The 24641-nt window shown below is 64.6% G+C and carries 30 protein-coding genes; 28 read left to right on the forward strand and 2 right to left on the reverse strand.

Annotation, left to right across the window (positions count from 1 at the left end):
* Nucleotides 1-48: 48 nt before the first annotated feature.
* The gene (locus tag CAG31_RS12495; protein WP_085581430.1) at nucleotides 49-930 is read left to right on the forward strand and encodes a peptidoglycan DD-metalloendopeptidase family protein; all 882 of its coding nucleotides are present in this window, start codon (nucleotides 49-51) and stop codon (nucleotides 928-930) included.
* A gap of 105 nt (nucleotides 931-1035) precedes the next feature.
* The gene (gene rpoS / locus CAG31_RS12500; RefSeq protein WP_085581432.1) at nucleotides 1036-2043 is read left to right on the forward strand and encodes an RNA polymerase sigma factor RpoS; all 1008 of its coding nucleotides are present in this window, start codon (nucleotides 1036-1038) and stop codon (nucleotides 2041-2043) included.
* 510 nt (nucleotides 2044-2553) lie between these two features.
* Here the strand turns inward: rpoS and fdxA are convergent.
* Both fdxA and mutS read right to left on the reverse strand, forming a co-directional pair.
* Nucleotides 2554-2877 carry a ferredoxin FdxA gene (fdxA, locus tag CAG31_RS12505; RefSeq protein ID WP_007924025.1) on the reverse strand — a complete coding sequence of 108 codons (324 nt, stop codon included), beginning with the start codon at nucleotides 2875-2877 and terminating at the stop codon, nucleotides 2554-2556.
* A gap of 163 nt (nucleotides 2878-3040) precedes the next feature.
* Complete coding sequence (gene mutS, locus CAG31_RS12510) at nucleotides 3041-5620, reverse strand: DNA mismatch repair protein MutS (RefSeq protein WP_085581434.1); 2580 nt, start codon at nucleotides 5618-5620, stop codon at nucleotides 3041-3043.
* A gap of 210 nt (nucleotides 5621-5830) precedes the next feature.
* Between mutS and CAG31_RS12515 the strand changes: the two genes are divergently transcribed.
* From CAG31_RS12515 to CAG31_RS12635, 26 genes are all read left to right on the forward strand, one after another.
* Nucleotides 5831-6565, forward strand: a complete 735-nt coding sequence (locus CAG31_RS12515) for an XRE family transcriptional regulator (protein ID WP_085581436.1) — start codon at nucleotides 5831-5833, stop codon at nucleotides 6563-6565.
* Nucleotides 6566-6898: 333 nt separating this feature from the next.
* Nucleotides 6899-7090, forward strand: coding sequence for a hypothetical protein (locus CAG31_RS28155; protein ID WP_139831343.1), 192 nt, complete (start codon nucleotides 6899-6901; stop codon nucleotides 7088-7090).
* Nucleotides 7087-7512, forward strand: a complete 426-nt coding sequence (locus CAG31_RS12520) for a tail fiber assembly protein (protein ID WP_256575481.1) — start codon at nucleotides 7087-7089, stop codon at nucleotides 7510-7512. Before CAG31_RS28155 ends, CAG31_RS12520 begins: the two co-directional genes overlap by 4 nt.
* A 59-nt stretch (nucleotides 7513-7571) precedes the next feature.
* Complete coding sequence (locus CAG31_RS12525) at nucleotides 7572-7772, forward strand: Com family DNA-binding transcriptional regulator (protein WP_085581438.1); 201 nt, start codon at nucleotides 7572-7574, stop codon at nucleotides 7770-7772.
* Nucleotides 7769-8350 carry a DUF642 domain-containing protein gene (locus CAG31_RS12530; RefSeq protein WP_085581440.1) on the forward strand — a complete coding sequence of 194 codons (582 nt, stop codon included), beginning with the start codon at nucleotides 7769-7771 and terminating at the stop codon, nucleotides 8348-8350. The genes CAG31_RS12525 and CAG31_RS12530 overlap by 4 nt, the downstream gene beginning before the upstream one ends.
* Before the next feature lie 83 nt (nucleotides 8351-8433).
* Nucleotides 8434-8772: a phage holin family protein gene (locus tag CAG31_RS12535; RefSeq protein ID WP_085581442.1), complete on the forward strand. Its 339-nt coding sequence runs from the start codon at nucleotides 8434-8436 to the stop codon at nucleotides 8770-8772.
* 72 nt (nucleotides 8773-8844) lie between these two features.
* The gene (locus tag CAG31_RS12540) at nucleotides 8845-9366 is read left to right on the forward strand and encodes a hypothetical protein (protein WP_085581444.1); all 522 of its coding nucleotides are present in this window, start codon (nucleotides 8845-8847) and stop codon (nucleotides 9364-9366) included.
* 3 nt (nucleotides 9367-9369) lie between these two features.
* Nucleotides 9370-9978 (forward strand): phage baseplate assembly protein V, encoded by a 609-nt coding sequence (locus tag CAG31_RS12545; protein ID WP_085581446.1) that lies wholly within the window; start codon nucleotides 9370-9372, stop codon nucleotides 9976-9978.
* Between the two features lie 14 nt (nucleotides 9979-9992).
* The gene (locus tag CAG31_RS12550) at nucleotides 9993-10325 is read left to right on the forward strand and encodes a phage baseplate protein (protein ID WP_085581448.1); all 333 of its coding nucleotides are present in this window, start codon (nucleotides 9993-9995) and stop codon (nucleotides 10323-10325) included.
* Entirely contained in the window at nucleotides 10322-11317 is a 996-nt protein-coding gene (locus CAG31_RS12555) for a baseplate J/gp47 family protein (RefSeq protein WP_085581450.1), read from the forward strand. Before CAG31_RS12550 ends, CAG31_RS12555 begins: the two co-directional genes overlap by 4 nt.
* Entirely contained in the window at nucleotides 11314-11949 is a 636-nt protein-coding gene (locus CAG31_RS12560) for a phage tail protein I (protein ID WP_085581452.1), read from the forward strand. Before CAG31_RS12555 ends, CAG31_RS12560 begins: the two co-directional genes overlap by 4 nt.
* Nucleotides 11950-14400: a phage tail protein gene (locus tag CAG31_RS12565; RefSeq protein ID WP_085581454.1), complete on the forward strand. Its 2451-nt coding sequence runs from the start codon at nucleotides 11950-11952 to the stop codon at nucleotides 14398-14400.
* A gap of 15 nt (nucleotides 14401-14415) precedes the next feature.
* Nucleotides 14416-14844, forward strand: coding sequence for a phage tail assembly chaperone (locus CAG31_RS12570; RefSeq protein WP_085581456.1), 429 nt, complete (start codon nucleotides 14416-14418; stop codon nucleotides 14842-14844).
* A gap of 99 nt (nucleotides 14845-14943) precedes the next feature.
* Complete coding sequence (locus CAG31_RS12575) at nucleotides 14944-15129, forward strand: hypothetical protein (protein WP_085581459.1); 186 nt, start codon at nucleotides 14944-14946, stop codon at nucleotides 15127-15129.
* Nucleotides 15130-15131: 2 nt separating this feature from the next.
* Nucleotides 15132-16298: a phage tail protein gene (locus CAG31_RS12580; protein WP_085581461.1), complete on the forward strand. Its 1167-nt coding sequence runs from the start codon at nucleotides 15132-15134 to the stop codon at nucleotides 16296-16298.
* Nucleotides 16298-16804 carry a phage major tail tube protein gene (locus tag CAG31_RS12585; protein WP_085581463.1) on the forward strand — a complete coding sequence of 169 codons (507 nt, stop codon included), beginning with the start codon at nucleotides 16298-16300 and terminating at the stop codon, nucleotides 16802-16804. Before CAG31_RS12580 ends, CAG31_RS12585 begins: the two co-directional genes overlap by 1 nt.
* Nucleotides 16805-16954: 150 nt before the next feature.
* Nucleotides 16955-17536: a phage tail assembly protein gene (locus CAG31_RS12590; protein ID WP_085581465.1), complete on the forward strand. Its 582-nt coding sequence runs from the start codon at nucleotides 16955-16957 to the stop codon at nucleotides 17534-17536.
* A 128-nt stretch (nucleotides 17537-17664) separates the two neighbouring features.
* On the forward strand, nucleotides 17665-19878 hold the full coding sequence (locus CAG31_RS12595) for a phage tail tape measure protein (protein ID WP_085581467.1): 2214 nt from the start codon (nucleotides 17665-17667) through the stop codon (nucleotides 19876-19878).
* Nucleotides 19875-20258 carry a phage tail protein gene (locus tag CAG31_RS12600; protein ID WP_085581469.1) on the forward strand — a complete coding sequence of 128 codons (384 nt, stop codon included), beginning with the start codon at nucleotides 19875-19877 and terminating at the stop codon, nucleotides 20256-20258. The genes CAG31_RS12595 and CAG31_RS12600 overlap by 4 nt, the downstream gene beginning before the upstream one ends.
* Complete coding sequence (locus tag CAG31_RS12605; protein WP_085581471.1) at nucleotides 20251-20463, forward strand: tail protein X; 213 nt, start codon at nucleotides 20251-20253, stop codon at nucleotides 20461-20463. Before CAG31_RS12600 ends, CAG31_RS12605 begins: the two co-directional genes overlap by 8 nt.
* 9 nt (nucleotides 20464-20472) lie before the next feature.
* Entirely contained in the window at nucleotides 20473-21501 is a 1029-nt protein-coding gene (locus CAG31_RS12610) for a phage tail protein (protein ID WP_085581473.1), read from the forward strand.
* 64 nt (nucleotides 21502-21565) lie between these two features.
* Nucleotides 21566-22138, forward strand: a complete 573-nt coding sequence (locus CAG31_RS12615) for a hypothetical protein (protein ID WP_085581476.1) — start codon at nucleotides 21566-21568, stop codon at nucleotides 22136-22138.
* Nucleotides 22135-22317: a DUF2635 domain-containing protein gene (locus CAG31_RS12620; RefSeq protein WP_085581478.1), complete on the forward strand. Its 183-nt coding sequence runs from the start codon at nucleotides 22135-22137 to the stop codon at nucleotides 22315-22317. Before CAG31_RS12615 ends, CAG31_RS12620 begins: the two co-directional genes overlap by 4 nt.
* Nucleotides 22317-23816: a phage tail sheath subtilisin-like domain-containing protein gene (locus CAG31_RS12625; protein ID WP_085581480.1), complete on the forward strand. Its 1500-nt coding sequence runs from the start codon at nucleotides 22317-22319 to the stop codon at nucleotides 23814-23816. The genes CAG31_RS12620 and CAG31_RS12625 overlap by 1 nt, the downstream gene beginning before the upstream one ends.
* Before the next feature lie 66 nt (nucleotides 23817-23882).
* Nucleotides 23883-24230: a phage tail tube protein gene (locus CAG31_RS12630; protein ID WP_085581482.1), complete on the forward strand. Its 348-nt coding sequence runs from the start codon at nucleotides 23883-23885 to the stop codon at nucleotides 24228-24230.
* Nucleotides 24227-24523 carry a phage tail assembly protein gene (locus CAG31_RS12635; protein ID WP_003222226.1) on the forward strand — a complete coding sequence of 99 codons (297 nt, stop codon included), beginning with the start codon at nucleotides 24227-24229 and terminating at the stop codon, nucleotides 24521-24523. Before CAG31_RS12630 ends, CAG31_RS12635 begins: the two co-directional genes overlap by 4 nt.
* Nucleotides 24524-24641: the final 118 nt, after the last annotated feature.

Here is a 24641-nt window from a genome sequence, read left to right on the forward strand (position 1 = left end):
CCGGAGTCCGGCATTTCATTTTTTCAGCCACCAAGAAGGGAGCGGCGGGTGAGTCTCACAGTCATTGCGCAGCGTATGGGTAACACGAGCTTTCAGCGCCTGGTGACTGGCCTTGTCTTGAGCACCTTGCTGGTCGGTTGCTCCAGCACCAAATCGAACAATGTGCGGGTCGTCGACCGCAATGGCGCCGCGCCCCAACGTCCTGTCGTCACGACCGGGCAGTATGTGGTCCGTCCGGGTGATACCCTGTTTTCGATCGCTTTCCGCTACGGCTGGGACTACAAAGCCCTCGCCGCCCGGAACAACATTCCTACGCCTTACACGATCCATCCGGGTCAGACGATTCGCTTCGACGGCCGCACCGGTTCAACGCCGGCCGCCGTCGTCGCCGGCAGCGGTTCAACGCCTTCCTCGTCGAGCAAAACCACGGTAATCCGGCGCCAGGCGAATGGCACGACGACCACCACAACCACGGGCTCCGGGGCCGCTTCCACGGCGGTCGTACCGTCCGTCGCCAGCAAATCCGCACCCGCTCCACTGCCTCCTCCGGGCCCGGCCCCGACCGGCTGGGGATGGCCATCTAATGGCATTCTCATTGGCAAATTCTCTTCAAACGGTAGTTTGAATAAAGGAATTGATATCGCCGGAGATTTGGGACAGCCTGTTTTAGCTGCGTCTGATGGGACGGTGGTTTACGCCGGGAGTGGCTTAAGGGGCTACGGCGAATTGGTCATCATCAAACACAGCGAAACCTACGTCAGCGCCTACGGCCACAACCGCAGGCTTTTGGTACGGGAGGGGCAGCAGGTCAAGGTCGGACAGACAATTGCCGAAATGGGGTCAACGGGTACAGACCGGGTGAAACTGCATTTTGAGATTCGCCGACAAGGTAAACCTGTGGATCCGCTGCAGTTCCTGCCACGACGTTGATTTGAAGCCAGCCTGTTCCGTCGCGTAGAGGGGACAGGCTCCAGCGCTGCCAAGGATAGAGGCGTCGCTTGAGCTTGGGGTCGAACTCACCAAAGGACTATAACAATGGCTCTCAGTAAAGAAGTGCCGGAGTTTGACATCGACGATGAGGTTCTCCTGATGGAGGCCGCCATCGATACGGATTCGATGTCGAATGATGAAGGGGCAGCTCCACCTTCCGTTCGTGCCAAATCCAAACACTCCGCTTCACTTAAGCAACACAAGTACATCGACTACACGCGGGCGCTCGATGCCACGCAGCTGTATCTCAACGAAATCGGCTTTTCCCCCTTGCTCTCCCCGGAAGAAGAAGTTCATTTTGCGCGCCTGTCGCAAAGTGGCGATCCCGCCGGGCGCAAGCGCATGATTGAAAGCAACCTGCGGCTGGTGGTGAAGATCGCCCGGCGTTACGTCAATCGGGGGCTGTCGCTGCTGGATCTGATCGAAGAGGGCAACCTCGGGCTGATCCGGGCGGTGGAAAAGTTCGATCCCGAGCGCGGCTTCCGCTTCTCGACCTACGCGACCTGGTGGATCCGCCAGACCATCGAACGCGCGATCATGAACCAGACCCGGACCATCCGGCTGCCGATTCATGTGGTCAAGGAGCTCAACGTGTACCTGCGGGCCGCACGGGAGCTGACGCAAAAGCTCGACCACGAACCCTCACCCGAAGAAATCGCCAACCTGCTGGAAAAACCGGTGGGCGAGGTCAAGCGCATGCTGGGCCTGAACGAGCGGGTTTCTTCGGTCGACGTCTCGCTGGGGCCGGATTCGGACAAAACCCTGCTGGACACCCTGACGGACGACCGTCCGACCGATCCGTGCGAACTGCTGCAGGACGATGACCTGTCGCAGAGCATTGATCAATGGCTCTCGGAACTGACCGACAAGCAGCGCGAGGTGGTGGTGCGCCGCTTCGGTCTGCGCGGCCACGAGAGCAGCACGCTGGAGGATGTGGGCCTGGAGATCGGCCTGACCCGGGAACGGGTGAGGCAGATCCAAGTGGAAGGCCTCAAGCGCCTTCGGGAGATCCTCGAGAAGAACGGCTTGTCGAGCGAGTCGCTGTTTCAATAAGCGCCTCACCTGACCGCCCGCAAGAAGCCCCGACTGGAGCGGGGCTTTTTGTTGTCTGCCGCCGGGCAAGGGAGCCCGCGTGTGGCCAGGGGGCGCCACCAGGCGCTTCGCTCCGAAGTTTGTAGTCTCGCGTTGTAAGCCTTGGCTGACAGTTTCGTAAGTGTTCACTATGTTTACACTTCCGTAGACGTCCATTAGGCGTAATGCAGGTTTATAACTATTTGATTTTGTTGGTTATTTATAAAAATGAAGGCCTTATGACAAGCCGTTCCGCAGCCGAGTGCCGATTGCTCTCGGCGGGGAACTCTTTAGTATCTGGGTTGTGTCGACGGATAGACACGCCCTTCAAGGAAGAGGGGAATGGACATCGCAGGACGCGATTCATCAGGACGATGAAAAGGATCACAGGGAATAGGGAAAAAATGTGGGCGGGTCAAACCGCCCCTTTTTTTCGCCTGCAGAAAAGCAAAAAGGCCCGCAAGGGGCCTTTTCTGTCGAGCGCAGGACGGATCAGCGTTCGAGGTCTTTGATCTTGCCTTTGACGCCATCCCACTCTTCGGCGTCCGGCAGCGAATCCTTCTTCTCGGTGATGTTCGGCCAGATCTCGGCCAGCTCGACGTTCAGCTGAATGAACTCTTGCATCTCTTCCGGCACTTCGTCCTCGGAGAAAATGGCCACGGCCGGGCATTCCGGTTCGCACAGGGCGCAGTCGATGCACTCGTCCGGGTGGATCACCAGGAAGTTCGGGCCTTCGTAGAAGCAGTCCACCGGACAGACTTCTACGCAGTCGGTGTACTTGCACTTGATGCAGTTGTCGGTGACGACGAAGGTCATTTCTAATTTTCTCCTCAGGCGGCGGCAGCGTTGCCCCTTCACGGTTGGGGTCGCCAGGTTCGGGAGCGATGTCTGCCGGCCAGGCTATTAGCCAGCAGCATCCCGAACCGCGCGAGATTCTACCAGCTTGAAGCCGTTTGCGTTATATCCGCTTCTTCAGTGCTTATATCCGGTTCTTTAAGGTATAGAGCATTTCGAGCGCACGGCGCGGGGTCAGGTCGTCCAGGTCCAGTTTGGCCAATTCGTCCAGCACCGGGTGCGGCAGGCTGGCGAACAGGTCGCTCTGCATCGGAGCGGCCGGCTTGCCCTTGACCGGTGCCGGTTGCTCGTGGGGCAGGCTGGTGGTCTCCAGGCGGCCCAGGTGTTCGCGGGCGCGGGCGATCACTTCGCTCGGCACCCCGGCCAGTTGCGCAACGGCCAGGCCGTAGCTCTGGCTCGCCGGCCCCGGCAGCACATGGTGCAGGAACACGATGCGCTCGTTGTGCTCGGTGGCGTTGAGGTGCACGTTGGCCACCAGCGGCTGGGCCTCCGGCAGCACGGTCAGTTCGAAGTAGTGGGTGGCGAACAGCGTGTAGGCGCGCAGGTGCGCCAGGCGCTCGGCTGCCGCCCAGGCCAGGGACAGGCCGTCGAAGGTGCTGGTGCCGCGGCCGACTTCGTCCATCAGCACCAGGCTGCGGTCGGTGGCGTTGTGCAGGATGTTGGCGGTCTCGCTCATTTCCACCATGAAGGTCGAGCGCCCGCCGGCCAGGTCGTCGCTGGAGCCGATCCGGGTGAAGATCCGGTCCACCAGCGACAGTTCGCAACTGGCCGCCGGTACGAAGCTGCCGATGTGCGCCAGCAGTACGATCAGCGCCGTTTGCCGCATGTAGGTGGATTTACCGCCCATGTTCGGGCCGGTGATCACCAGCATTCTTGTGTTGTCGTCCAGGCTCAGGTCGTTGGCCACGAACGGCGTGGTCAGCACCTGCTCGACCACCGGGTGACGGCCCTGGACGATGCGCATGCAGGGTTCGCTGACGAACGTCGGGCAGTTGAGGTCGAGGTTCAGCGCGCGTTCGGCGAGGTTGCTCAGCACGTCGAGTTCGGCCAGCGCCGAGGCGGTGTCCTGCAGCGGCGGCAGCCGGCCGATCAGGTCTTCCAGCAGTGCCTCGTAGAGCATTTTTTCCCGGGCCAGCGCCCGGCTTTTGGCCGACAGCGCCTTGTCTTCGAACGCTTTGAGCTCGGGCGTGATGAAACGCTCGGCGCCCTTGAGGGTCTGGCGCCGGATGTAGTCGGCCGGCGCGGATTCGGCCTGCTTGCTCGGCAGCTCGATGAAGTAGCCGTGGATGCGGTTGTAGCCGACCTTCAGGTTGGCAAGGCCGGTGCGGGCCTTTTCCCGGGCTTCCAGGTCGATGAGGAACTGGCCGGCGTTTTCGCTCAGCGATTGCAGTTCGTCCAGTTCGCTGTCGTAGCCAGTCTTGAGCACGCCGCCGTCGCGGATCACCGCCGGCGGGTTGTCGATGATGGCTTTCTCCAGCAGCGCCGCCAGTTCCGGGTAGGTGCCGGCGGTGGCGGCCAGGCGCGCCAGGTGCGGGGCTTCCAGATCCGCCATCGCCGTCTGCAGTTCCGGCAGGGCACCCAAGGCGTCGCGCAGGCGGGCGAGGTCACGGGGCCGCGCGTTGCGCAGGCCGATCCGCGCCAGGATCCGTTCGATGTCGCCGATTTCCTTGAGTTGCGGTTGCAGGCGTTCGAAGCGGTAGCGGTCGAGCAGGCAACTGATGGAGGTCTGGCGCGCCAGCAGGACGGTGAGGTCGCGCAGCGGGCGGTTCAGCCAGCGGGTCAGCAGGCGGCTGCCCATGGCGGTCTGGCAGCGGTCGACCACCGATTGCAAGGTGTTGTCGCGACCGCCGGCCAGGTTGGTGTCCAGCTCCAGGTTGCGCCGGCTCGCGCCGTCCAGTACCACGGTGTCGTCCAGGCGTTCATGACGCAGGCTGCGCAGGTGGGGCAGGGCAGTGCGCTGGGTTTCCTTGGCGTAGGCCAGCAGGCAGCCGGCGGCGCCGATGGCCAGGGTCAGGTTCTCGCAGCCGAAGCCTTTCAGATCCTGGGTGGAGAATTGCTGGCACAGGCTCTTGAGCGCCGAATCACGCTCGAAATCCCACGGGGCGCGACGGCGCACGCCACGGCGCTTTTCCGCCGGCAGGTCTTTCGGCCAGTCGTCCGGGATCAACAGCTCCACGGGGTTGACCCGCTCCAGCTCCGCCAGCAGGTTTTCCCAGCCCTTGATCTCCAGCACGCTGAAGTTGCCGCTGGTGATGTCCAGCACCGCCAGGCCGAACAGACGCTCGTCGCCCAGCACGGCCGCGATCAGGTTGTCGCGGCGCTCGTCCAGCAGCGCTTCGTCGCTGACCGTGCCCGGGGTGATGATCCGCACCACCTGACGCTCCACCGGGCCCTTGCTGGTGGCCGGGTCGCCGATCTGCTCGCAGATCACCACCGATTCGCCCAGTTTCACCAGCTTCGCCAGGTAGCCTTCCGCCGCGTGGAACGGGATCCCGCACATCGGAATCGCCTGTCCCGCCGACTGCCCGCGGGCGGTCAGGGTGATGTCCAGCAGCTTGGCCGCCTTCTTCGCGTCCTCGTAGAAGATCTCGTAGAAGTCGCCCATGCGGTAGAACATCAGCTGATCCGGGTGCTGGTTCTTCAGGCGCCAGTACTGCTGCATCATCGGGGTATGGGAGGACAGGTCGGAGACGGCTTTATTCATCGGATTGTCAGGCAACTCGTTCAAAGGAGTGGGGCAAAAGCGGGGCGTCGGCCAGGCTTTTCCGCGATGGGCGCAAGATTACCATGGGCGGTCTGTCGGGCGCAGGGATGGCGGTCGAGTGACGGGTTCATGCCGTAAAAAACGTGATTATGCAGAAAATATGCAAATCAGCATTTGTCTTCGCCGAATTCTTCAAGCACTATGCGCGTTATGCAAAAACGCAACGTATCTACCGTATTAAGAGCACTGCTCGACCGGCACGGGATCTCCCCCACGGAGCTTCACCGTCGCACCGGCGTGCCTCAATCCACTCTCTCGCGGATCCTCAGCGGGAAGATCGTCGATCCTTCGGACAAGCACATCTCGAAGATCGCCGAGTACTTCGCCGTGAGCACCGATCAGTTGCGCGGGCGCGCCGACATTGCGCCGGCGGCTGCCGGCGCGCGCCATGACGTGCATGCGGAACTCAAGGACATAAGCCTGTGGGACGACGACACCCCTGTCGATGACGACGAGGTGTCGGTGCCCTTTCTTCGTGAGGTTGAATTGGCTGCAGGATCAGGAAGATTCGTCGTGGAAGAGAGCGAACGCTCAAGCCTGCGCTTCGGCAAGCGCAGCCTGCGTCACAACGGTGTGCAGTTCGACCAGGCCAAATGCGTGACGGTACGCGGCAACAGCATGTTGCCGGTGCTGCGCGACGGCGCCACGGTCGGCGTCAACGCCGGCAAGAGCGGCATCGGCGACATCGTCGACGGCGATCTCTACGCCATCAACCACAATGGCCAACTGCGGGTGAAGCAGCTCTATCGCCTGCCCACCGGCATCCGCCTGCGCAGCTTCAACCGTGACGAACATCCGGACGAGGACTACAGCTTCCAGGAGATCCAGGAAGAGCAGATCGTCATCATCGGTCACGTCTTCTGGTGGGGCATGTACGCCCGATAGCACCACCCCTGCCTGACAGAACCCGCCCCTCGGCGGGTTTTTTTTCGCCTGTCGAAAACGGCCGAAGCCAAGAGCGGCGGGGCTTTCATGCGTCCGTGCATTTGCTGCGCATAAATAAATGCATTTTTGCATTGACTGCATATGCATGAGTGCATATTCTTGCCACCAAGCCGCTCGACAAAGCGGCTGGCAAGACCGCTCTTTAGTTCCACAAGAACAGGCAGCGATGAACCGGCCTCAACGGTTCAGAGGGTTGGCAACTGACCCGGGTGTGCAGCGTAAAGCACCAAGAGCAGTTATCCGGCGGGCAGGGACCGCGGCCGGAGGAACAATTTGAACGGACTCGTACCGCGCCAGCAGCGCCGAAAAGTCAGCTTCCTTTCGGTTTTAGGGAATGAAAGGAAGGCAAAGGAGTGCATTGCTGAAAAGCCCGGCCTGGCGCCGGGCTTTTTGGAATGCCTGCCTTGTGCAAACAGAAACACGAACGCCGACATGTCGGCAATCCATCAAGGAAGTGAACAATGAGCCTGAAAAAGTATGCCCGTGTGGTAGACGGCAAGGTCGACAACATTTTTGAAACCGTCAACCCGATCACCGAAGAGTTTCCGGCCAGCCAGCTCTGGGTCGACATCACCGGCACCGTGAACTCGCAGGTCGATTACGGCTACAACGCCGTCAACACCGACGGGGTCTGGACCTTCAATTCGGGGTTCCCGTGGCCGCAATCGGTGCTGGGCGAGCAAATGCGCAACGAGAAAGTCCGCCGGCTCGACAACGTCATGGCCAGCGTCGCCTCGTCGGGCTTGCAGTTCAAGGTCGACCTGGGCGTAGCCACCTCGGCCGAACAGGCCTACCTGACGGCCTTCAAGGAATACTGCGTCGCGTTCGGCCAGGTCAACAAGCAGCCGGGTTTCCCGGTGACCATCGCTTGGCCGCAACTGCCGTAAGGCGTTGCGCCGCACCGGCGAAAAGGAAGGATCCCGCCCATGAAGAAGGCCCGTTGCAGATGTTGAAAGACTGCAGATGCGGACACTGCAACAGGCTGCTTGCCCGCGTGGGCCAGTGTGCCGAGCTCCAGATCAAATGTTCCCGATGCGGGACGCTGAATCATGTGAGGGCCGCGAGCCCCGAGCCATCGCCCGTGAGCGACATGAAGGCTGCCCAGGCAGCTCAACCCCCTCATTCCACTCGACAGGTGAACACATGAACGTTCTGAAAAAATACATCGCACCGCTTCTCGCCACCGCCGCGCTGTTGGGCGCCGCAGGCAATGTGAAGGCGGCCAACCTGCTGGTCAACGGCAGCTTCGAACAGCCGGGCTGCAGCGGCAGCTGCATCCTGGACACCCCGGCCAAGGCCAACTTCATCACCGGCTGGACCACGTTCCTGTCCGGTGCCGAGTACTTCAACATGCCGGCCTCTATCGGCGGTTCCGCTGCGGCGGACGGCGTGGTGATCGTTGACCTGGCCAACTATGTCTACGGCAACGGCGGCGGCATTCAGCAGAACTTCGCCACCACCCCCGGCGCCAAGTATCGCCTGACCTTCAGCGCCGGCAACTCTCGCTTCGCCAGCCGTTCCGGCAGCGGCGTCGTGCAGGTCAAGGTGGCCGGGCAGACCGTCAGCTTCGACACGCCGGTCGCCAAAGGCGTCGCGGTCGAATGGAGCACCGTCACCTACGACTTCACCGCCACCACCGCGCAAACGACGCTGGCCTTTTTCAACGAGCAGAATCCGTACGCCAACTATGCCTTCATCGACAACGTCATCGTTGAACGCCTGTAATCCCGGATCGGCGCATCCACCCGAGGCGGTGCCCGGCACCGGCGGTTTCCCCCCCATCCATCAACGCACCCTGGAGGCGTGACATGACGAACGAGCAACAAGCGTTGGCGGACATGCCGATCTGGCTGGTCATCCTCCTGGCCGTCGTCGGCGGGGTGTCCGGCGAGATGTGGCGCGCCGACAAGGAAGGCGCCCGGGGCTGGGCGCTGCTGCGCCGGCTGGCCTTGCGCTCCGGCGCCTGCATGATCTGCGGGGTCTCCGCGATCATGCTGCTGTACGCCGCCGGCCTGTCGATCTGGGCCGCCGGCGCCTTCGGCTGCCTGACGGCCATGGCCGGCGCGGACGTCGCCATCGGCCTCTACGAGCGCTGGGCCGCCAAGCGCATGGGCTTGAGCGAACCGCCGCCGCACGATCCGCAGTAACCCCTTCACATCCAGTCCTCGCTGCCGTCCGGCGGCGGGGTTTCGTGTGGACATTCGAAAAGGAGGTCATGCATGCCTGCACCGATCCAGCAGCCTTCGCAGCTGTTCACGGCGATGGCGACAACCTTGCGCAACGCCGCCGGCCTCGATGTGCAGGTCGGCGCCCACCCTGAATTCACCGCCCCGGGCGACAAGGCCTGGGTGCTGATCGACATCGAACGCAACGGCCCGGGCGAGCGGGCGGCCGACGGGCGCATCGCCCATGTGCTGACGCTGTCGCTGCAGGTCGTCCCGGCGCTTGCCGCCAGTGCGTTTGCCGCTTGCGACTTGATCGCCGCACTGAAGAACCTGGCCACCGACAACCGCTGGGGCTTGCCCGGCGACCAATGCGACCGGCCGTTGAACCTCGACGGCGTGCCGTCGCTGCTGGTGCGGGACGGGCAGTCCCACAAGGCCTGGACGCTATCGTTCATCCAGACCCTCTACCTCGGCCCGACCTTGCTCGACGACCCGCTCGGCACCCCGAAATTCGCCCGCACCTGGGAAGTCAGCGACATCGACGACCCCGACCAATACACCTCGCTGGAGGCCTGAGCCGTGTTCGATGCGCTGATACGCATGCAACTGGGGCCGATCATCGAGCGGCTGGCCGAGATGGAAGCGGAAGTCGAAGACCTGCACCGCCGCGCCGAGAGTTTCTGCCGCATCGGCGTGTGCCAGGACGTGGATGCCGCCGGCAATACCTGCCGGGTCAGTCACGGCGGATTGCTGACGCCGTCCATCAAGTTCTTCAACCCCAGCGCCGGGGCGCAGAGCGAATCGCGGATCCCCACGCCGGGCGAGCAGTGCCTGCTGCTGAACTACGGCAGCGGCGAAAGCGGCGCGCAGAGCGTGGCGCTGTTCGGCTTGAACAGCGACCGGTTTCCGCCGGCCTCCACGGTGCCGACGCTGACCCGTCGGGTACACGGGGACGGCAGCGAAAGCGGCTATGACGACGCCACCCACACCCTGCATTGGCAGAACGGCCCGGCCGCGTTCAAAGGCTCCCGCGAATCGCTGGAGCTGAGCATCGGCCCGGCGCGCCTGGCGATGACCGCGCAGGCGATCAACCTGCAACTGGGCGGCGCCGGCCTGACGATCGATGCGGCGGGCGTGCACTTCAGCGGCCCGCTGGTGGATCACCAGGGCCGCGTCATCAGCCCCTGACCCGAGAGCCTTCCATGATCGGAATCGATAGAGACACCGGGGCCACGGTCGACGACTGGCTGCAGTTCGTGCAGCGCGCGACCCGGGCCCTGACCACGCCGCTGGGCACCCGGCAGAAACGGCCCTTGTACGGCTCCCTGATCCCCACCTTGCTGGGCCGCAACCTGGGCGACGACGTCCTGCTCCTGGCCCAGAGCCATGCGGCCCAGGCCTTCTACAACCCGCAGAACGGCATCGGCGACTTCCAGCCGCAGGTGATCGTCGCCACACGGCAGGGCGCCGGTCTGCTGCTGCGTTTCGCCGGCACCTGGAAAAACCGCCAACAGACTTTCGAGGTCGTGACATGAGCATGCTGATCCCCGGCCAGAACCAGTTGGCTGAACCTGCGCTGATCGCCATCGACGCGTTCGAGGACTTGCTCGCCGAGTTCAAGGCCTTCGTCGTCGACTACGTCGGCACCCGCGCCCCGCAGAGCGCCGAGAAGCTCAAGGCCAGCCTGGAGAACGAAAGCGAACTTTTGACCCTGGCCCTCGAAGCGTTCTGCGTGCGCCTGCAGACCCATGAGCGCAAGTACAACGCCCGCATCAAGCAGATGCTGGCGTGGTGGGCCACCGGCAGCAACCTGGACGCGCGGCTGGCCGACATGGGCCTGGAGCGGCAGTTGCTCGATCCGGGCGATCCGGCCGCTTTCCCGCCGGTGCCGCCGGTGTACGAAAGCGACGACGACGCCCGCCTGCGCTACTACCTGGCGCCCCATGCGCCGGCGGCGGGGTCGCGGATGCAGTACCGCCGCGAGGTCTTCACCCTCGGCGAACGGCCGACGGTGAAGGTGGCATCCACCGACGCCGGCGTGGTGAACGTCACCTACACCTTCGACCCGGACGGCCTCGCCGCCCAGGTCAAGGACGGCAACGGCCGGCGCACCGCGCCCGGCGAAGTGCAGGTCACCGTGCTGGCGCGGGAGGGCGACGGCACGCCGTCCGCCGCGTTGCTCGACGGCGTGCGCAAACATTTCGCCCGGCCTGACGTCTGCCCGGAGACCGACAAGGTCACCGTGCGCGGCGCCGACATCCAGCGCTACAAGATCCGCGTGGTGGCCAAGATCAACTCAGGCCCCGATTCGGGCCTGACCCAGGTCGCCGCCGAGCAGCACCTGCAAGCCTACGCCGACAGTTGCCACCGCCTGGAAGGGCGGGTCGACCCGAGCTGGATCGACTACACGCTGCACAGCGCCGGCGCCGTGCAGCTGCAGATCCTCGAACCGCTGGCGCCCATCGTCACCACCGCGTTCCAGGCACCGTACTGCACCGCGGTCGAGGTCGAGGTGCAGACGCTATGAGCGATCAAACGCAGCGCCCGACGCTGCTGCCGGCCAACAGCTCACCGCTTGAGCGCGCGCTGGACATTGGCTTCGGCGCTTTGCTCGACCGCATCGCGCCGCCGTTTCCCGAGCTGATGGATCCCAAGCAGACGCCGGTGGCGTTTCTGCCGTATCTGGCGGCGGATCGTGGGGTCGCCGAATGGAGCACCGACGCGCCGGAGACGGAGAAGCGCTTGACCGTCGAACTGGCCTGGCCCACCGCGCGCCGGGCCGGCACCCGCACGGCGTTGGAAAACGCCGCCAAGGGCCTGCAACTGCGTCCCGAGGTGCGCGCCTGGTACGAGCAGACCCCGCCCGGCACGCCCTACAGCTTTTCGGTGCGGGCGTTTTCCGAGCAGCCCTACAGCGAAGAGATCGACGCCCGGCTCGACCGGCGCCTGGCTGACGCCAAGAGCGAACGGGATGTGCTGTCGGTGTCGGTGGGCTTGAGCGCCTTCGGCAGCCATTCGGTCGGCGCCGCGACGTTCTGCGGCGAACTGACCACGGTCTATCCGGTGTTCATCGAAGGGCTCGAAGCGACGGGCCAAGCCTTCAAGGTGGCCGGCCTGTACGCCGTCGAAACATTCACTATTTATCCTCAGGGGGCCTGAATGGCTGACTATTACACCCTGCTCACCAACGCAGGGATTGCCTACGAGACCGCCTGCAAGGCGGCGGGCGTGCCGATCAAGCTGACGCAGGTTTCCGTCGGCGACGGCGGCGGCACGGTCTACAACCCGGCGGCCACCGCCACCGCGCTCAAGCGCGAAGTCTGGCGCGGGCCGCTCAACGCGCTGTTCCAGGACGAGAAGAACCCGAGCTGGCTGCTCGCCGAAGTCACCATCCCGCCGGACGTCGGCGGCTGGTACGTGCGTGAGGCGGGGCTGTGGACCGACACCGGCATCCTCTACGCCATCGTCAAGTATCCGGAGTCGTTCAAGCCGGTGCTGGCCTCGTCCGGTTCGGGCAAAGAGTTCTACATCCGCTCGATCTTCGAGACCAGCAACGCGTCGCTGGTGACGCTGCTGATCGACGACACGGTGGTCAAGGCCACCCGCGCCTGGGTCATGAGCTACCTGGCCGAAGAGCTCGGCAAACTCGACGGCAAGCAATCGGTGCGCGTGGCCGCGACCGGCAACGTCGTGCCGAACGGCGCGCAGCAGATCGACGGTGTGGCGGCGGTCGCCGGCGACCGCGTGCTGCTGGCGAACCAGACCCTGGCCAAGGACAACGGCCTGTGGGTCGTGGCCAACGGCGACTGGGCGCGGGCCAACGATGCCAATGTCAGCGCCAAGGTCACGCCGGGCCTGACCGTGATGGTCGAGGAGGGCACCGCCAACGGCGATTCGCTGTGGCACCTGACCACCAATGCGCCGATCACCCTGGGGACGACCGCGCTGACCTTCAAGATGCTGGCCGGGCGCACGGGCGTTGCCGCCGGCAGCTACAAGAGCCTGACCGTTGACGAATACGGTCGGGCCACGGCGGGTTCGAACCCGGACACTCTGGCCGGGTTCGGCATCAAGGATTCCTACACCAAGGCCGAAGTCGAAGCACTGATCGCCAAGGCCTCGGCGTTGCCGGTGGGCTCGATTGTTGCCTTCCCTGTTGATACCCCACCGCCAGGCTTTCTGGAGCTGGACAACAGCGTCAAGAGCAGCGCGACCTACCCGGACCTGAGCGCCTATCTGGGCGGCAAGTTCAACAAGGGCGACGAGGGCGCGGGCAATTTCCGCTTGCCTGAAGCGCGTGGGGAATTTTTGCGCGGCTGGGATCATGGGAGGGGAGTGGATGCTGGTCGACAGTTGGGAAGTGTTCAGCTGGACGCCATGCAGCGTCTCACTGGCGCAATAGCCGCCGCAGATGCGACAGGTCTTGCTCAAGCACTCAACGGCGTGTATGCCGGGAGCAAGTCGGGCGTATCAAAGGGTGTAACGGCTGCCGTAGACGCCTACACCAACGTCAATTTCGACAATGCTCGACAAGCCCGGACAGCTGATGAAAACCGTCCACGCAACATCGCCGTCATGTGGTGCATCAAGGCCTGGAATGCGCCGGTCAACCAGGGAAACATCGATGTTGCCGCACTGGTCAAGGAAGTCCAACGGCTCGGTTCCGCCGTGCCGGTCGGCGCCGTCATGGCGTTCCCGACCGGCATCGTTCCTCCAGGGTTCCTGGAGCTCAACGGCAGCGTGCAGAGCATCGCGACCTACCCGGATCTGGCGAGCTACCTGAGCACCGCCTACAACAAGGGTGACGAAGGCGCCGGCAACTTCCGCCTGCCGGATTCGCGCGGCGAATTCCTGCGCGGTTGGGATCATGGGCGGGGCGTGGATTCGGGGCGAGCGGTAGGAAGCTGGCAAAAAGGAAGCTTACAGACTTACGACTACAGCAATGCCAATCCGGCCGTTTCCGGTCTTTGGCATAACGTCGCATCGGATACAGGTCTTGCCGAGTTTCACGGCCTGGATGCCTACACGGCACCTAGCTATATCGTCAGCAACGCAATCTTCACCGCAGGCGCGACCCCCGTTAGCGCTGGCGCATTGGGCGTCACACGTCCGCGAAACCTCGCCGTCATGTGGTGCATCAAGGCCTGGAACGCGCCGCTCAACCAGGGAAACATCGATGTCTCCGCGTTGGCCGTTCTGGCGCAGCAAGCCACCGAGCTCAATCAGGGCACGGCGAAGACCGCCACTCAGGCCCAGACAGACGCCGGCAGCGACGATCAAACGATCGTCACGCCGAAGAAACTGCGGTGGGGATTCTCGGCGCTCAAGGCTTCCAATGGATATCTGATGCTGCCGAGCTGGCTGGGCGGTCTGGTCATCCAATGGGGAACCACCGGTGCCATTGCCGCCGGTGCCCAAATGACAGTGACCTATCCGATTGCGTTCCCGAACGTTTCTGTCATGACATTGATCGGCAACAGTTCCTCGATAGGGTCTACCGGTGCCACTTCCACGCTTTGTGTCATGTACGGTGACAAGACAAATTTCACGGTTTCCGCGCTCGGCAGCACGGGCCAACCGAATGGTCCATGGATTTCGATTGGCTGGTAATCAGGAGAACAGGTTATGTCACTTTTTTATGCCGCCTCCACTGGCGGTTTCTACGACGACACCGTTCACGGTGTCATGCCGGATGACGCAGTGAAGATCACTGCGCAGTTGCGTTCGCAACTGCTCGCCGGCCAGTCACAGTCACTGGCGATCGTTGCGGATGCCGACGGAAACCCTGTGCTCAAACGGCCGGAGATGGATGCCGAAGCGCAAGCCAATCGTGAGCGCATGTGGCGCGACGGCGAAATCGACAGCGTGAAATGGCTGCGTGAGCGTCATCGCGATGAACTCGAAATGTCCAGCCAGACGACATTGACCGTCGATCAGTACCAGACGCTGCTGGCTTATCTGAAGCGCCTGCGCGACTGGCCGCAGTCGGAGCACTTTCCCGACGAACAGGCTCGCCCTGGACAACCTGACTGGATTGCGCTGCAGATCCGTTGAACGCCCCGCACCCCGGGGCGTTTTTCTTCCCCCAATAAGCAATCAACACCCGCCAAGCCCCTCCCCGCAGGGGCTTTCCCGTTTATGGAGAAACGAAAAATGGCAACCCGCCAAACCTACACCGTGCTCGTCCCGTTCCCCACCGGGGGCGGTCACTGGTCGAGCGTCGGCCAAGAGCTCGACCTGCTCGACGTCGAGGCCAGCGCGCTGCACACCGCCGGCCGGCTTGAGCTGAAAACCCCAACCACCCAGGCCAAAAAGGCCGCTGCCAAGAAGGCTGACTGAACATGGCTGAAGTCCTGAACTTCGAGCACAACGGCATCACCGTCAATGCCACCGAATCCCCCGAGGCCATGGGCGGCCTGGGCGACAACGTCATCGGCCTGGTCGGCACCGCGCCGAAGGCCGATCCGCTGATTCCGCGCAATGCGCCGTTTCGCATCAACAGCTTCACCACCCACGCGTTGCTGGACCCGACCGGCGCCGAAGAGGGCACCCTGTACCACGCGGTCTACCAGATCCTCAAAGTGGTCAAGGTGCCGGTGTACGTGGTGATCGTCGAGGCGGGCGCGACCCCGGCCGACACCGTCAACAACGTCATCGGCGGCATCGAGCCGGCCACCGGCCGCAAGCTGGGCCTGGCGGCGCTGGGCAGCGTGCCGGAAGACCTGACCATCATCGGCGCGCCGGGCTTCACCGGCACCAAGGCGGTGGCCGGCGAGTTCGCCTCGTTCGGCAAGCGCATCAAGGCCCGTGTGGTGCTGGACGGCAAGGACGCCTCGGTGGCGGACCAAGTGCTGTACAGCCAGGAACTGGGCGGCGCGGACCTGGGCTTCGACCGTTGCCTGGTGGTGCACAACATGCCGGCGGTGTACTCGAAAGCGGCGAAGAAGAACGTCTTCCTCGCGCCATCGAGCCTGGCGATCGCCGCGCTGGCCAAGGTCAAGCAGTGGGAGAGCCCGGGCAACCAGGTGACCTACGCCGAGGACGTGTCCCGCGTCGTGGAATACAACATCCTCGACACCTCCACCGAAGGCGACCTGCTCAACCGCTACGGCGTGAGCTACTACGCCCGCACCATCCTCGGCGGCTTCTCGCTGCTGGGCAACCGCTCGATCACCGGCAAGTTCATCAGCTACGTGGGCCTGGAAGACGCCATCAGCCGCAAGCTGGTGAAGGCCGGCCAGAAGGCCATGGCCAAGAACCTGACCAAGTCCTTCATGGACCAGGAGGTCAAGCGCATCAACGACTGGCTGCAGACCCTGGTCGCCGACGAAACCATCCCCGGCGGCAGCGTGTACCTGCACCCGGAACTCAACAGCGTCGAGAAGTACAAGAACGGCACCTGGTACGTGGTCATCGACTACGGCCGCTACGCGCCGAACGAACACATGGTTTACCAACTCAACGCCCGCGATGAAATCATCGAGCAGTTCCTGGAGGACGTTCTCTAATGTTTACCAACCGCAACCGCCAGGCCATCGCGGCCACCCTGCAAGGCCTGCCGCTGTCGGCGACCGTGGAAGAGTTCACGGCGCCGAAGATCGAGTTCGACATGGAAAACATGACGGGCGGCCGCTTCATCGTCGAGGAAATGGCCAAGAGCGCCAAGGCCCTGGGCGCCAAGCTGATCCTCCAGGGCGCAGGCCCCGAAGTCATGCTGGCCCTGGGCGTGAAGCTGGGCGACGACATCCTGCTGAACGTGCGCGAGGCCGGCCAGGACCAGGACGGCAACACCTGGTTCACCTACCACACCGTCGGCGGCAAGCTGAAATCCCTTGAGGAAGGCACCGTGAAAATGGGCGAGAAGCCCAAGACCACCCTGGAGCTGTCCTGCCGCACCTACAACCGCCTGGAAAACGGCGTGCCGGTGATCGACATCGACGTGCGCACCCAGAAGTTCGTGCTCAACGGCGTGGACATCCTCGGCGACGCCCGCCGCGCGGTGCTGATGCCGTAAGCCGATCCCCGCAGCCAACCGATCCCCTGTGGGAGCCAGCCTGCTGGCGATGAGGCCTGACGCCATCGCAGGCAGGCCCGCTCCCGCAGCGGGGCCGGGTTGGCGGGCATCAAGCAACACCCCTCTCAAGAATCACCAAGGAATTCATTCATGTCGTGGATGCCACCCCAGCATGACCTGCTGTCGCCGATCACCGGCGACGACGGGGCCGAGATCGCGCAGATCCAGCTCAAGCCGTTGTTCTACGCCGCGCAGAAAGAAGCGCTGGAGCGCGCGGGCGACGACGAGGACGATCAGTTCTTCGAGCTGGCGCTGCTGGCCACCGGGCTGTCGGTCAAGGAACTCGACCAGCTCAAGCGCCCGGACTACGTGACCATCGCCCAGTACGTGCACGAGATGTCGACCCAACCGGCGTCGCACTTTCTCGCCCAGGCCGAAGACGCCAGGCGTTCGGACGACCCGGACGAGGTGCAGCTGCTGCTGCCGCTCGCCGTGACCGGCCGCACCGTGACCTCGCTGAGTCTGGAAATGCCCGCGCTGCGCGCCACCAAAGTGATGAAGAAGCTGAAGACGGCCAAGGAACGTGCCGAATTCATCACCGCCCATTGCACCGGCCTGATGATCCCTGATCTGGCCCACCTGAGCGTCCCGGACTGGACGCAGCTGCAGGTGCGCATCGACGATTTTTTAAACCAGCCGGCGGCCTACTTTCGGAGCGCGACATCGAAGTGATCCTCGATGTCGTGCCGCTCATTTACCCGGTAAGTGAGGCGGAGATTCTGGAATGGGACGCCGAAAAGGCGTTGCGCCGCTACGACATAGCGATCACTCGCCTTGGCGTGAAACAGGAGTAGGGCGGCATGGCAGAAAACAGATATGCGCTCACCTACGCCGGTGAGGGCGGCAACAGCGCAGGCGCACTGGTGATGCCCGAGGGTTTGGGCAAGCCGCTGCAGGACTTGAACCTGACGCTGGCCCTGGCGAGCGTGGACATCCGCTTGCTGACCCAGGAGCAGATCAAGCTGCGCGAGCAGCTGGTCAGCCAGCAATCACTGTTCAAGGCGGGGGCCGCAGCCCCGGCGGCGGCTCCTGAGCCGAAGTCGAAGCTCAAGGCCGAGATCGAACAGCGTCCGCCGCCCAAAGGCCTTCAGTCGGCCATGGCCAACGAGACGGCGCTGGTCGAGCTGAACCAGGTGCTGCACCTGAGCAAGGAATCGCTTCAGGCCCTCTCGGAAAAGAACCTGGAAACCGCCAGCGACAAACGGATCGCCCCCAGCGGCGCCACGGGTACGGACTTGCTGCAGGTGCAACTGGCCGCCCTCAGAACCGGCATCAGCGACGGCTTGAAGGGCGAGCAGAAGCGGGACGCGTTGCAGACGTTCTCCGGCGATGCCGCCCTCAATGCGTCGGCGTTCAAGATCGACGTCAAGGCGGCCGGCGAGATGCTGGCCGGCTGGCGCACGACGCTGAAGCTCGACCGGTTGCAGAGCCAGGACCTGGCCGACGCGACCAGCCATCTGGGCAACAGCGGCCTGAACGTCAAGGCCGCCGACATCGGCGCTGTCGTTCAGAGTGCCGGCGAGAGCGCGAAAGCGACGGGCATGACGCCCGAACAAGTGGCCGCATTGGCGGCCGCGTTCCTCAACAGCGGCGCCGGCAAGGCCGACGCCGGGGCAGCGCTGAAGAGCTTCACGGCGACGTTGGGCAAGGGTGAAACCGCGTCCTCGGCGCAACGCGAAGCCTGGGCGCAGATGGGCCTGAACCCTGAGTCGCTGGCCCGCGGCATGAGCAGTGATGCGCCGCAGACGATCAAGCTGGTGCTTGAAGAACTCAGGAAACAGCCTGAAGAGAAACAGGCTGCGCTGACCAAGACGCTGTTCGGCAACAACGATGCGGTGCTCGAACTGCTGAAGAAGCCGGAGGATGTCAGCACTGCCTTCAGGCTGGTGGCCGACAAATCTCAGTACGCGACCTCCAAACGCGGCGAGGGCGCAGGATCGGCGGCCGCGACCGCCGAGGCCTACGGCAATACCTCCCAGGGGCGCTGGAATGCACTGGACGCGAGCCTCAACAGGCTGTCCACGTCCGTCGGCACGGCGCTGGCGCCGGTGACCGATGGCATTGCCGTAGGGCTCACGGCGCTGGTCAACGGGCTGAGCGCAGCAGCCGAGACGTTCCCGTTCGTCACGGCAGCGCTGACGTTGCTGGGGGTGGCCGCCACGCCGTTCGTGGCCGGCGCGCTGAAGACCGGCGTGTCCTCGGTGCTCGATGCGGTCTCCGCGAGGCTGCTGCGCCTGGCGGCGGCGCGTTTGCCGTCCGACATCGGCGACATGATCACCGGTGACGATGAGGGTGACGGCGGGCGCAAAAAGAAACGGTCCGGCCGCAAACCGGGCCAAGGCAAGGGGGCCAAGGCTCCCGCCAAGCCCGCCCAGCCCCGGGCAGGCGCCGTGCGCCAAAGCCCGCTGGCCCGTCTGCGCAGCGCGGCGCTCAAGGTCATGCCGTCGATCAGGGGCGCCGCCGCCCGCGTCATGCCCGCGTTGCGCAGTGCCGGGGCCAAGGTCATGCCGCTGATGGCCAGGGCGGTGCCCTTCGTCAGCAAGGCCGCGACGCCGCTGATGCTTGCCGGCGCCGCCTACAAAGGCCTGAAAGGCTGGCGCGAAGGCGATGACCAAGCGGTGGGCGGAGCCGCCGGCCAATTGGCGGGCACGGCCATCGGCGCCACTATCGGCTCGTTCTTGCTGCCGGGCATCGGCACGGCCATCGGTGGCGTCATCGGCGGAACGGCAGGTGCCTGGCTGGGAGAGAAACTGGCCGCCCCGGCGGTCGACAAACTCGCGCCGCCGGCAGACGTCGCCAAGAACCTCGTCAACGCCCCGAGCCAGACCCAGCAGGTCACCTTTTCGCCGTCGATCCAGGTCACGTGCCCGGCACCGGACACGGCCGAGCAGATCCGCACGATCATCGGGCAGCAACTGAGCGGGCAGTTCCATGGCCAGTTCCTGCCGATGCTCACCCACAACCCGCTCGCCACCCGCCGTGATGCGGCCCTGACCGATGGAGTCGCCGGATGAAACAGCAAATGGCACTGGGCAGTTTCATCTTCGGCCTGTCCCGCGGCTTCGCCTACAGCACGCTGGCGCGCAAGTCCGACGGCGGCTGGAGCGAACTGCCGATCCTCACCAGCAAACCCAAGGCCCATCAGACCGGGCAGAAACCGCAAACCCTGACCGTCACCGGCAAATCGATGCACGCCGTGGCCATGGAGCGGCTCGATGAGCTGCGGGCGTTGCAGGCCCTGCGCATGCCGCTGCCGTTGATCGACGGCATCGGTCGCAACTGGGGCTTGTGGCGGATCAACAACATCCAGGAGAACCAGAGCCAGGTCATCGACGACGGCACGGCGATGGTCGTCGACTGGACCCTCGAACTGGCGGAGTTCAACAATGCGTAAGGTACGGAGCGTGGCCGGCGACTCGGTCAACCTGCTGCTCTACCGCGAGTCGGGCCGCAGCGACGATCAGGCCGAAGAGGCCTTGTGGGCGCTCAATCCGGCGCTGGCCGAGCAGGGCCCGGTCCTGCCGGCGGACGTCTGGGTGACGCTGCCCGAACTCGACACGAAACCCACCGCGATCAAACCGGTCACGGCCTGGGACTAAGGAGGCGGCATGGCACTGGGATTCACGCCGTCGGTCGAGATCTACGGGGCCAACGCGGCCCTGCTCAACCAACGCCTGATCAGTTGGGAACACATCGATGCCGCCGGGCTTGAGTCCGACCAGCTGACGCTGGTGCTCGACCTGGAAGGCCTCGCCGGATTGCCGTCCCTGGGCGGGAACATCGGCCTGCGGGTGGGCTACCTGGAATCCGGCCTGGTCGACAAGGGCCAGTTCAAGGTCACCCGCCTCACGCCGACCCTGTTTCCGCTGCGACTCACGCTGGTGGCCACGGCGGCGCCGTTCAGCGCCAAGGACGAGACCGGCTTCAAGCAGCGCCGCACGGCCAGCCACGGCCCCACCACCCTCGGCGCGCTGTTTCGCGAGCTGGTGTCGCGGCACGGCTTTTCGCCGCGGGTCGATCCCGCGTTGGCGATGATTCGGATCGCCCACGTCGACCAGTCGAACGAGACCGACATGGGCTTCATCACACGGCTGGCCGGCAAGTACAAGGTGATCGCCAAACCGGTGAACGAACTGTATGTGCTGGCGCGGCCGGGGCAGGTCAAGTCCTTGTCCGGCAAGGTGTTGCCGGACGCCCGGCTGTCGGTGACGAGCGACAACCGCCCCGGCGACCACGCGTTCATCAGCGCCGTTCTGGAAGAGACCGCCCGCACGCAGAACCAAGGCTGCAAGACCACGTTCTGGGATGCCGCCGCCTGCGTGATGCGGGAGGTCAAGACCGGCCTTGCACCGTACAAGACCCTTCGCCAGACCCTGCCCAGCGAGGAAGAGGCCAAAGCCGTGGGCGAGGGCGAAGTGCGCAAGATGCTGCGGGAGAAATACAAGGTGAAGGTCAGTTGCCCCGGCGACCCGAGGCTGTCCGCCGAGGGCCTGCTGGTGCTTGACGATACCTGGCCGGATTTCATGCGCGGGCGCTGGTCCATCGACAAGGTCACCGCCAGCGGCAAGCGCGAGGAAAGCTACCGCTGCCTCATCGAGGCAAGCGGCCTGGATCCCAAGGCCGACGCCAAAGCCTGACTTCGCATGCCCCCTGTGGGCGCGAGCCTGCAGATCCTCATCCCCCCGACTTTGGAACGCACCCATGAAGATCACCCCGATCCTCACGCAGCTGCGTGAGCAATGCCCCGGCTTGGCCAACCATGTGGCGGCCGGGGGCGACCTGAACGATCCGAACCTGCCGCTGCCGTCGGCCTGGGTCACGCCGCAAGCCGACCTGGCCGGCGCCAGCACCGCGCAGAACGCCGCACGGCAACCGGTGCGCGACCGCTTCGACGTCGTCCTCGTGCTGGACGCCACGGACGCCGCAGAAGCGCTGGACCGGCTGCACGAACTGCGCGCCGAACTGTGGCGCGCGCTGGTGGGCTTCAAGCCCGGCGGCGACTACAGCGCCATCGCCTACGACGGCGGCGAACTGGTTTCGATCAACGGCAGCCGCGTCCTGTACCGGCTGCGCTTTTTTGCCGAGTTCCAGCTCGGCCGCAATCTGGCGAGTCAGCCTGCGGAGAGTTGGCACGAACGCGAACTGGACGGCTTGTCGTCCTTCACCGGGGTCACTGTGCGGGTCGATGCGATCGACCCGGCCGACCCCAACCTCAAACGCCCGGGGCCCGACGGGCGCCTGGAAATGACTTTCTCTGGAGACGTAACCCCATGAGCAATCGCATCACCGTGCTGCCGGCCGCCGGCCGTGCCGTGCCTGACCCGGAAGCGGGCGACCTGCTGCCCCAGGAGGGCCGCGAAGTGACGGACAGCGCCTGGTGGCGCCGGCGCCTGGCCGACGGCGACATCACCATCAAAACCGCGAAAGCGGCTAAACCACAGGGAGCCAAATAATGGCGATCGGATTCAGCAACATCCCCGCGGACATTCGTGTACCGCTGTTCTATGCCGAAATGGACAACTCGGCGGCCAATAGCGCGACGTCGGCCATGCGCCGCCTGATCGTGGCCCAGGTCAACGACAACATCGCCCCGGCCGACGTCGGCAAGCTGGTGCTGGTGTCCAGCGTGGCGCTGGCCAAGAGCATCGGCGGCCAAGGCTCGATGCTGGCCTCGATGTACGAGACTTTCCGCAAGACCGACCCGGTCGGCGAGATCTGGTGCCTGCCGCTGCACAGCACCGACGGCAGCATCGCCAAGGGCGTGCTGACCCTGACCGGCACCGCCACCCAGGCCGGCCAGCTCAACCTGTACGTCGGCGGCGTGCGTGTGCAGGCCACCGTGGTCAACGGCGCCACCGCCGCCCAGGCCGCCACGGCCCTGGTGCAGAAGATCAACGCCACGGCCGACCTGCCGGTGAGCGCGGCCGCCGCCGACGGCGTGATCACCCTGAGCGCCAAGTGGACCGGCGCCAGCGGCAACGACATCAGCCTGCAGTTCAACCGCCTGGGCAAGAGCAACGGCGAAGAGACCCCGGCCGGTCTGACCGTCGCGGTCACCACCGTCATGGGCGGCGGCACCGGCGTGCCGGACCAGGTCGCGGCGGTCGCCGCACTGGGCGACGAGCCGTTCGAGTTCATCTGCCTGCCGTGGTCGGACCTGGCCACCCTCAACACCTGGCAAGCGGTGATGGACGACAGCACCGGCCGCTGGTCCTGGGCCAAGCAGTTGTTCGGCCACGTGTACAGCGCCAAGCGCGGCACCGTCGGCACCCTGGTGGCGGCCGGTCAGGCCCGCAACGACCAGCACATGACCATCCAGGCCCTGGAGCCGGGCGTTCCGCAGCCGGTCTGGGTGCAGGCCGCCGCGCTCGCCGCGCGCACTTCGGTGTTCATCTCCGCCGACGCCAGCCGTCCGACCCAGAGCGGCAGCCTGCCGGGCGTGGATCCGGCGCCGGCCAGCGAACGCTTCACCCTGACCGAGCGTCAGTCGCTGCTCAACTACGGCATCGCCACCGCCTACTACGAAGGCGGCTACGTGCGCATCCAGCGCTCGATCACCACCTACCAGAAGAACGCGTTCGGCCAGGCCGACAACTCCTATCTGGACAGCGAGACCATGCATCAGTCGGCGTACATCGTGCGTCGCCTGCAAAGCGTGATCACCAGCAAGTACGGCCGCCACAAGCTGGCCTCCGACGGCACCCGCTTCGGCGCCGGCCAGCCGATCGTCACCCCGGCGACCATTCGCGGCGAGCTGATCGCCCAGTACGCCAAGCTGGAACTGGAAGGCCATGTGGAGAACGCCGAGCTGTTCGCCGAGCACCTGATCGTCGAGCGCGACGTGCAGGACCCGAGCCGCGTGAACGTGCTGTTCCCGCCGGACTACATCAACGGCCTGCGCGTGTTCGCGCTGCTCAACCAATTCCGCCTGCAGTACGACGACGTCGCCTGAGCGGCCCGTTCGGTTCTGTGAATCCAGCCCACCCCGCGTGGGCTTTTTTTTGAAGGGAGTAACACCATGGGTCAACTGATTGCAGGCACCTGCTACGTGAAAGTGGACGGCGCGCAACTGACCATCAACGGCGGCTGCGAAGCCCCGCTGATGGCCGTCAAGCGCGAGACCGTCGTGCCGGGCTTCTACAAGGAAACCGACATCGCGCCATCGTTCAAGGTGACCGCGCTGCACACCGCCGACTTCCCGCTGAAGAAGCTGGTCGAAGGCACCGACATCACCGTCACCTGCGAATTCAGCAACGGCAAGGTCTACGTGCTGGCCGGCGCCTACCTGGTCGAAGAGCCGGTCTCCAAGGGCGATGACGCCACCATCGAACTGAAGTTCGAAGGCATCAAGGGGACCTGGCAATGAGCGGCGCCGTGAAGCTTCAAGTTGCGATCGAAGCTCACGGCGAGCCCCTGACCGAACTCGTCCTGCGCCGTCCGACGGTGCAGGAAGTGCGGGCGATCAAGGCGCTGCCGTACAAGATCGACAAGAGCGAAGAAGTCAGTCTCGACATGGACGTCGCGGCCAAGTACATCGCCGTGTGCGCCGGCATTCCGCCGTCGTCGGTCAACCAGTTGGACCTGGCTGACCTCAACGCGCTGAGCTGGGCCGTCGCGAGTTTTTTCATGAGTGCGGCGTCGGAGCCATCACCGACCTGATTTCGGTCGCCTATGACCTGGCCTGGTTCTGGAAGGTTGACCCCGAACAGATGATGGCCAGGCCACTGGATGTGCTTCGCGAATCGCTGGAGCACGCGCAACGGATCAATGCGATGCA

Origin of the sequence: Pseudomonas sp. R25(2017) (genome assembly GCF_002112565.1) — a bacterium.
Taxonomy (GTDB): domain Bacteria; phylum Pseudomonadota; class Gammaproteobacteria; order Pseudomonadales; family Pseudomonadaceae; genus Aquipseudomonas; species Aquipseudomonas ekonensis.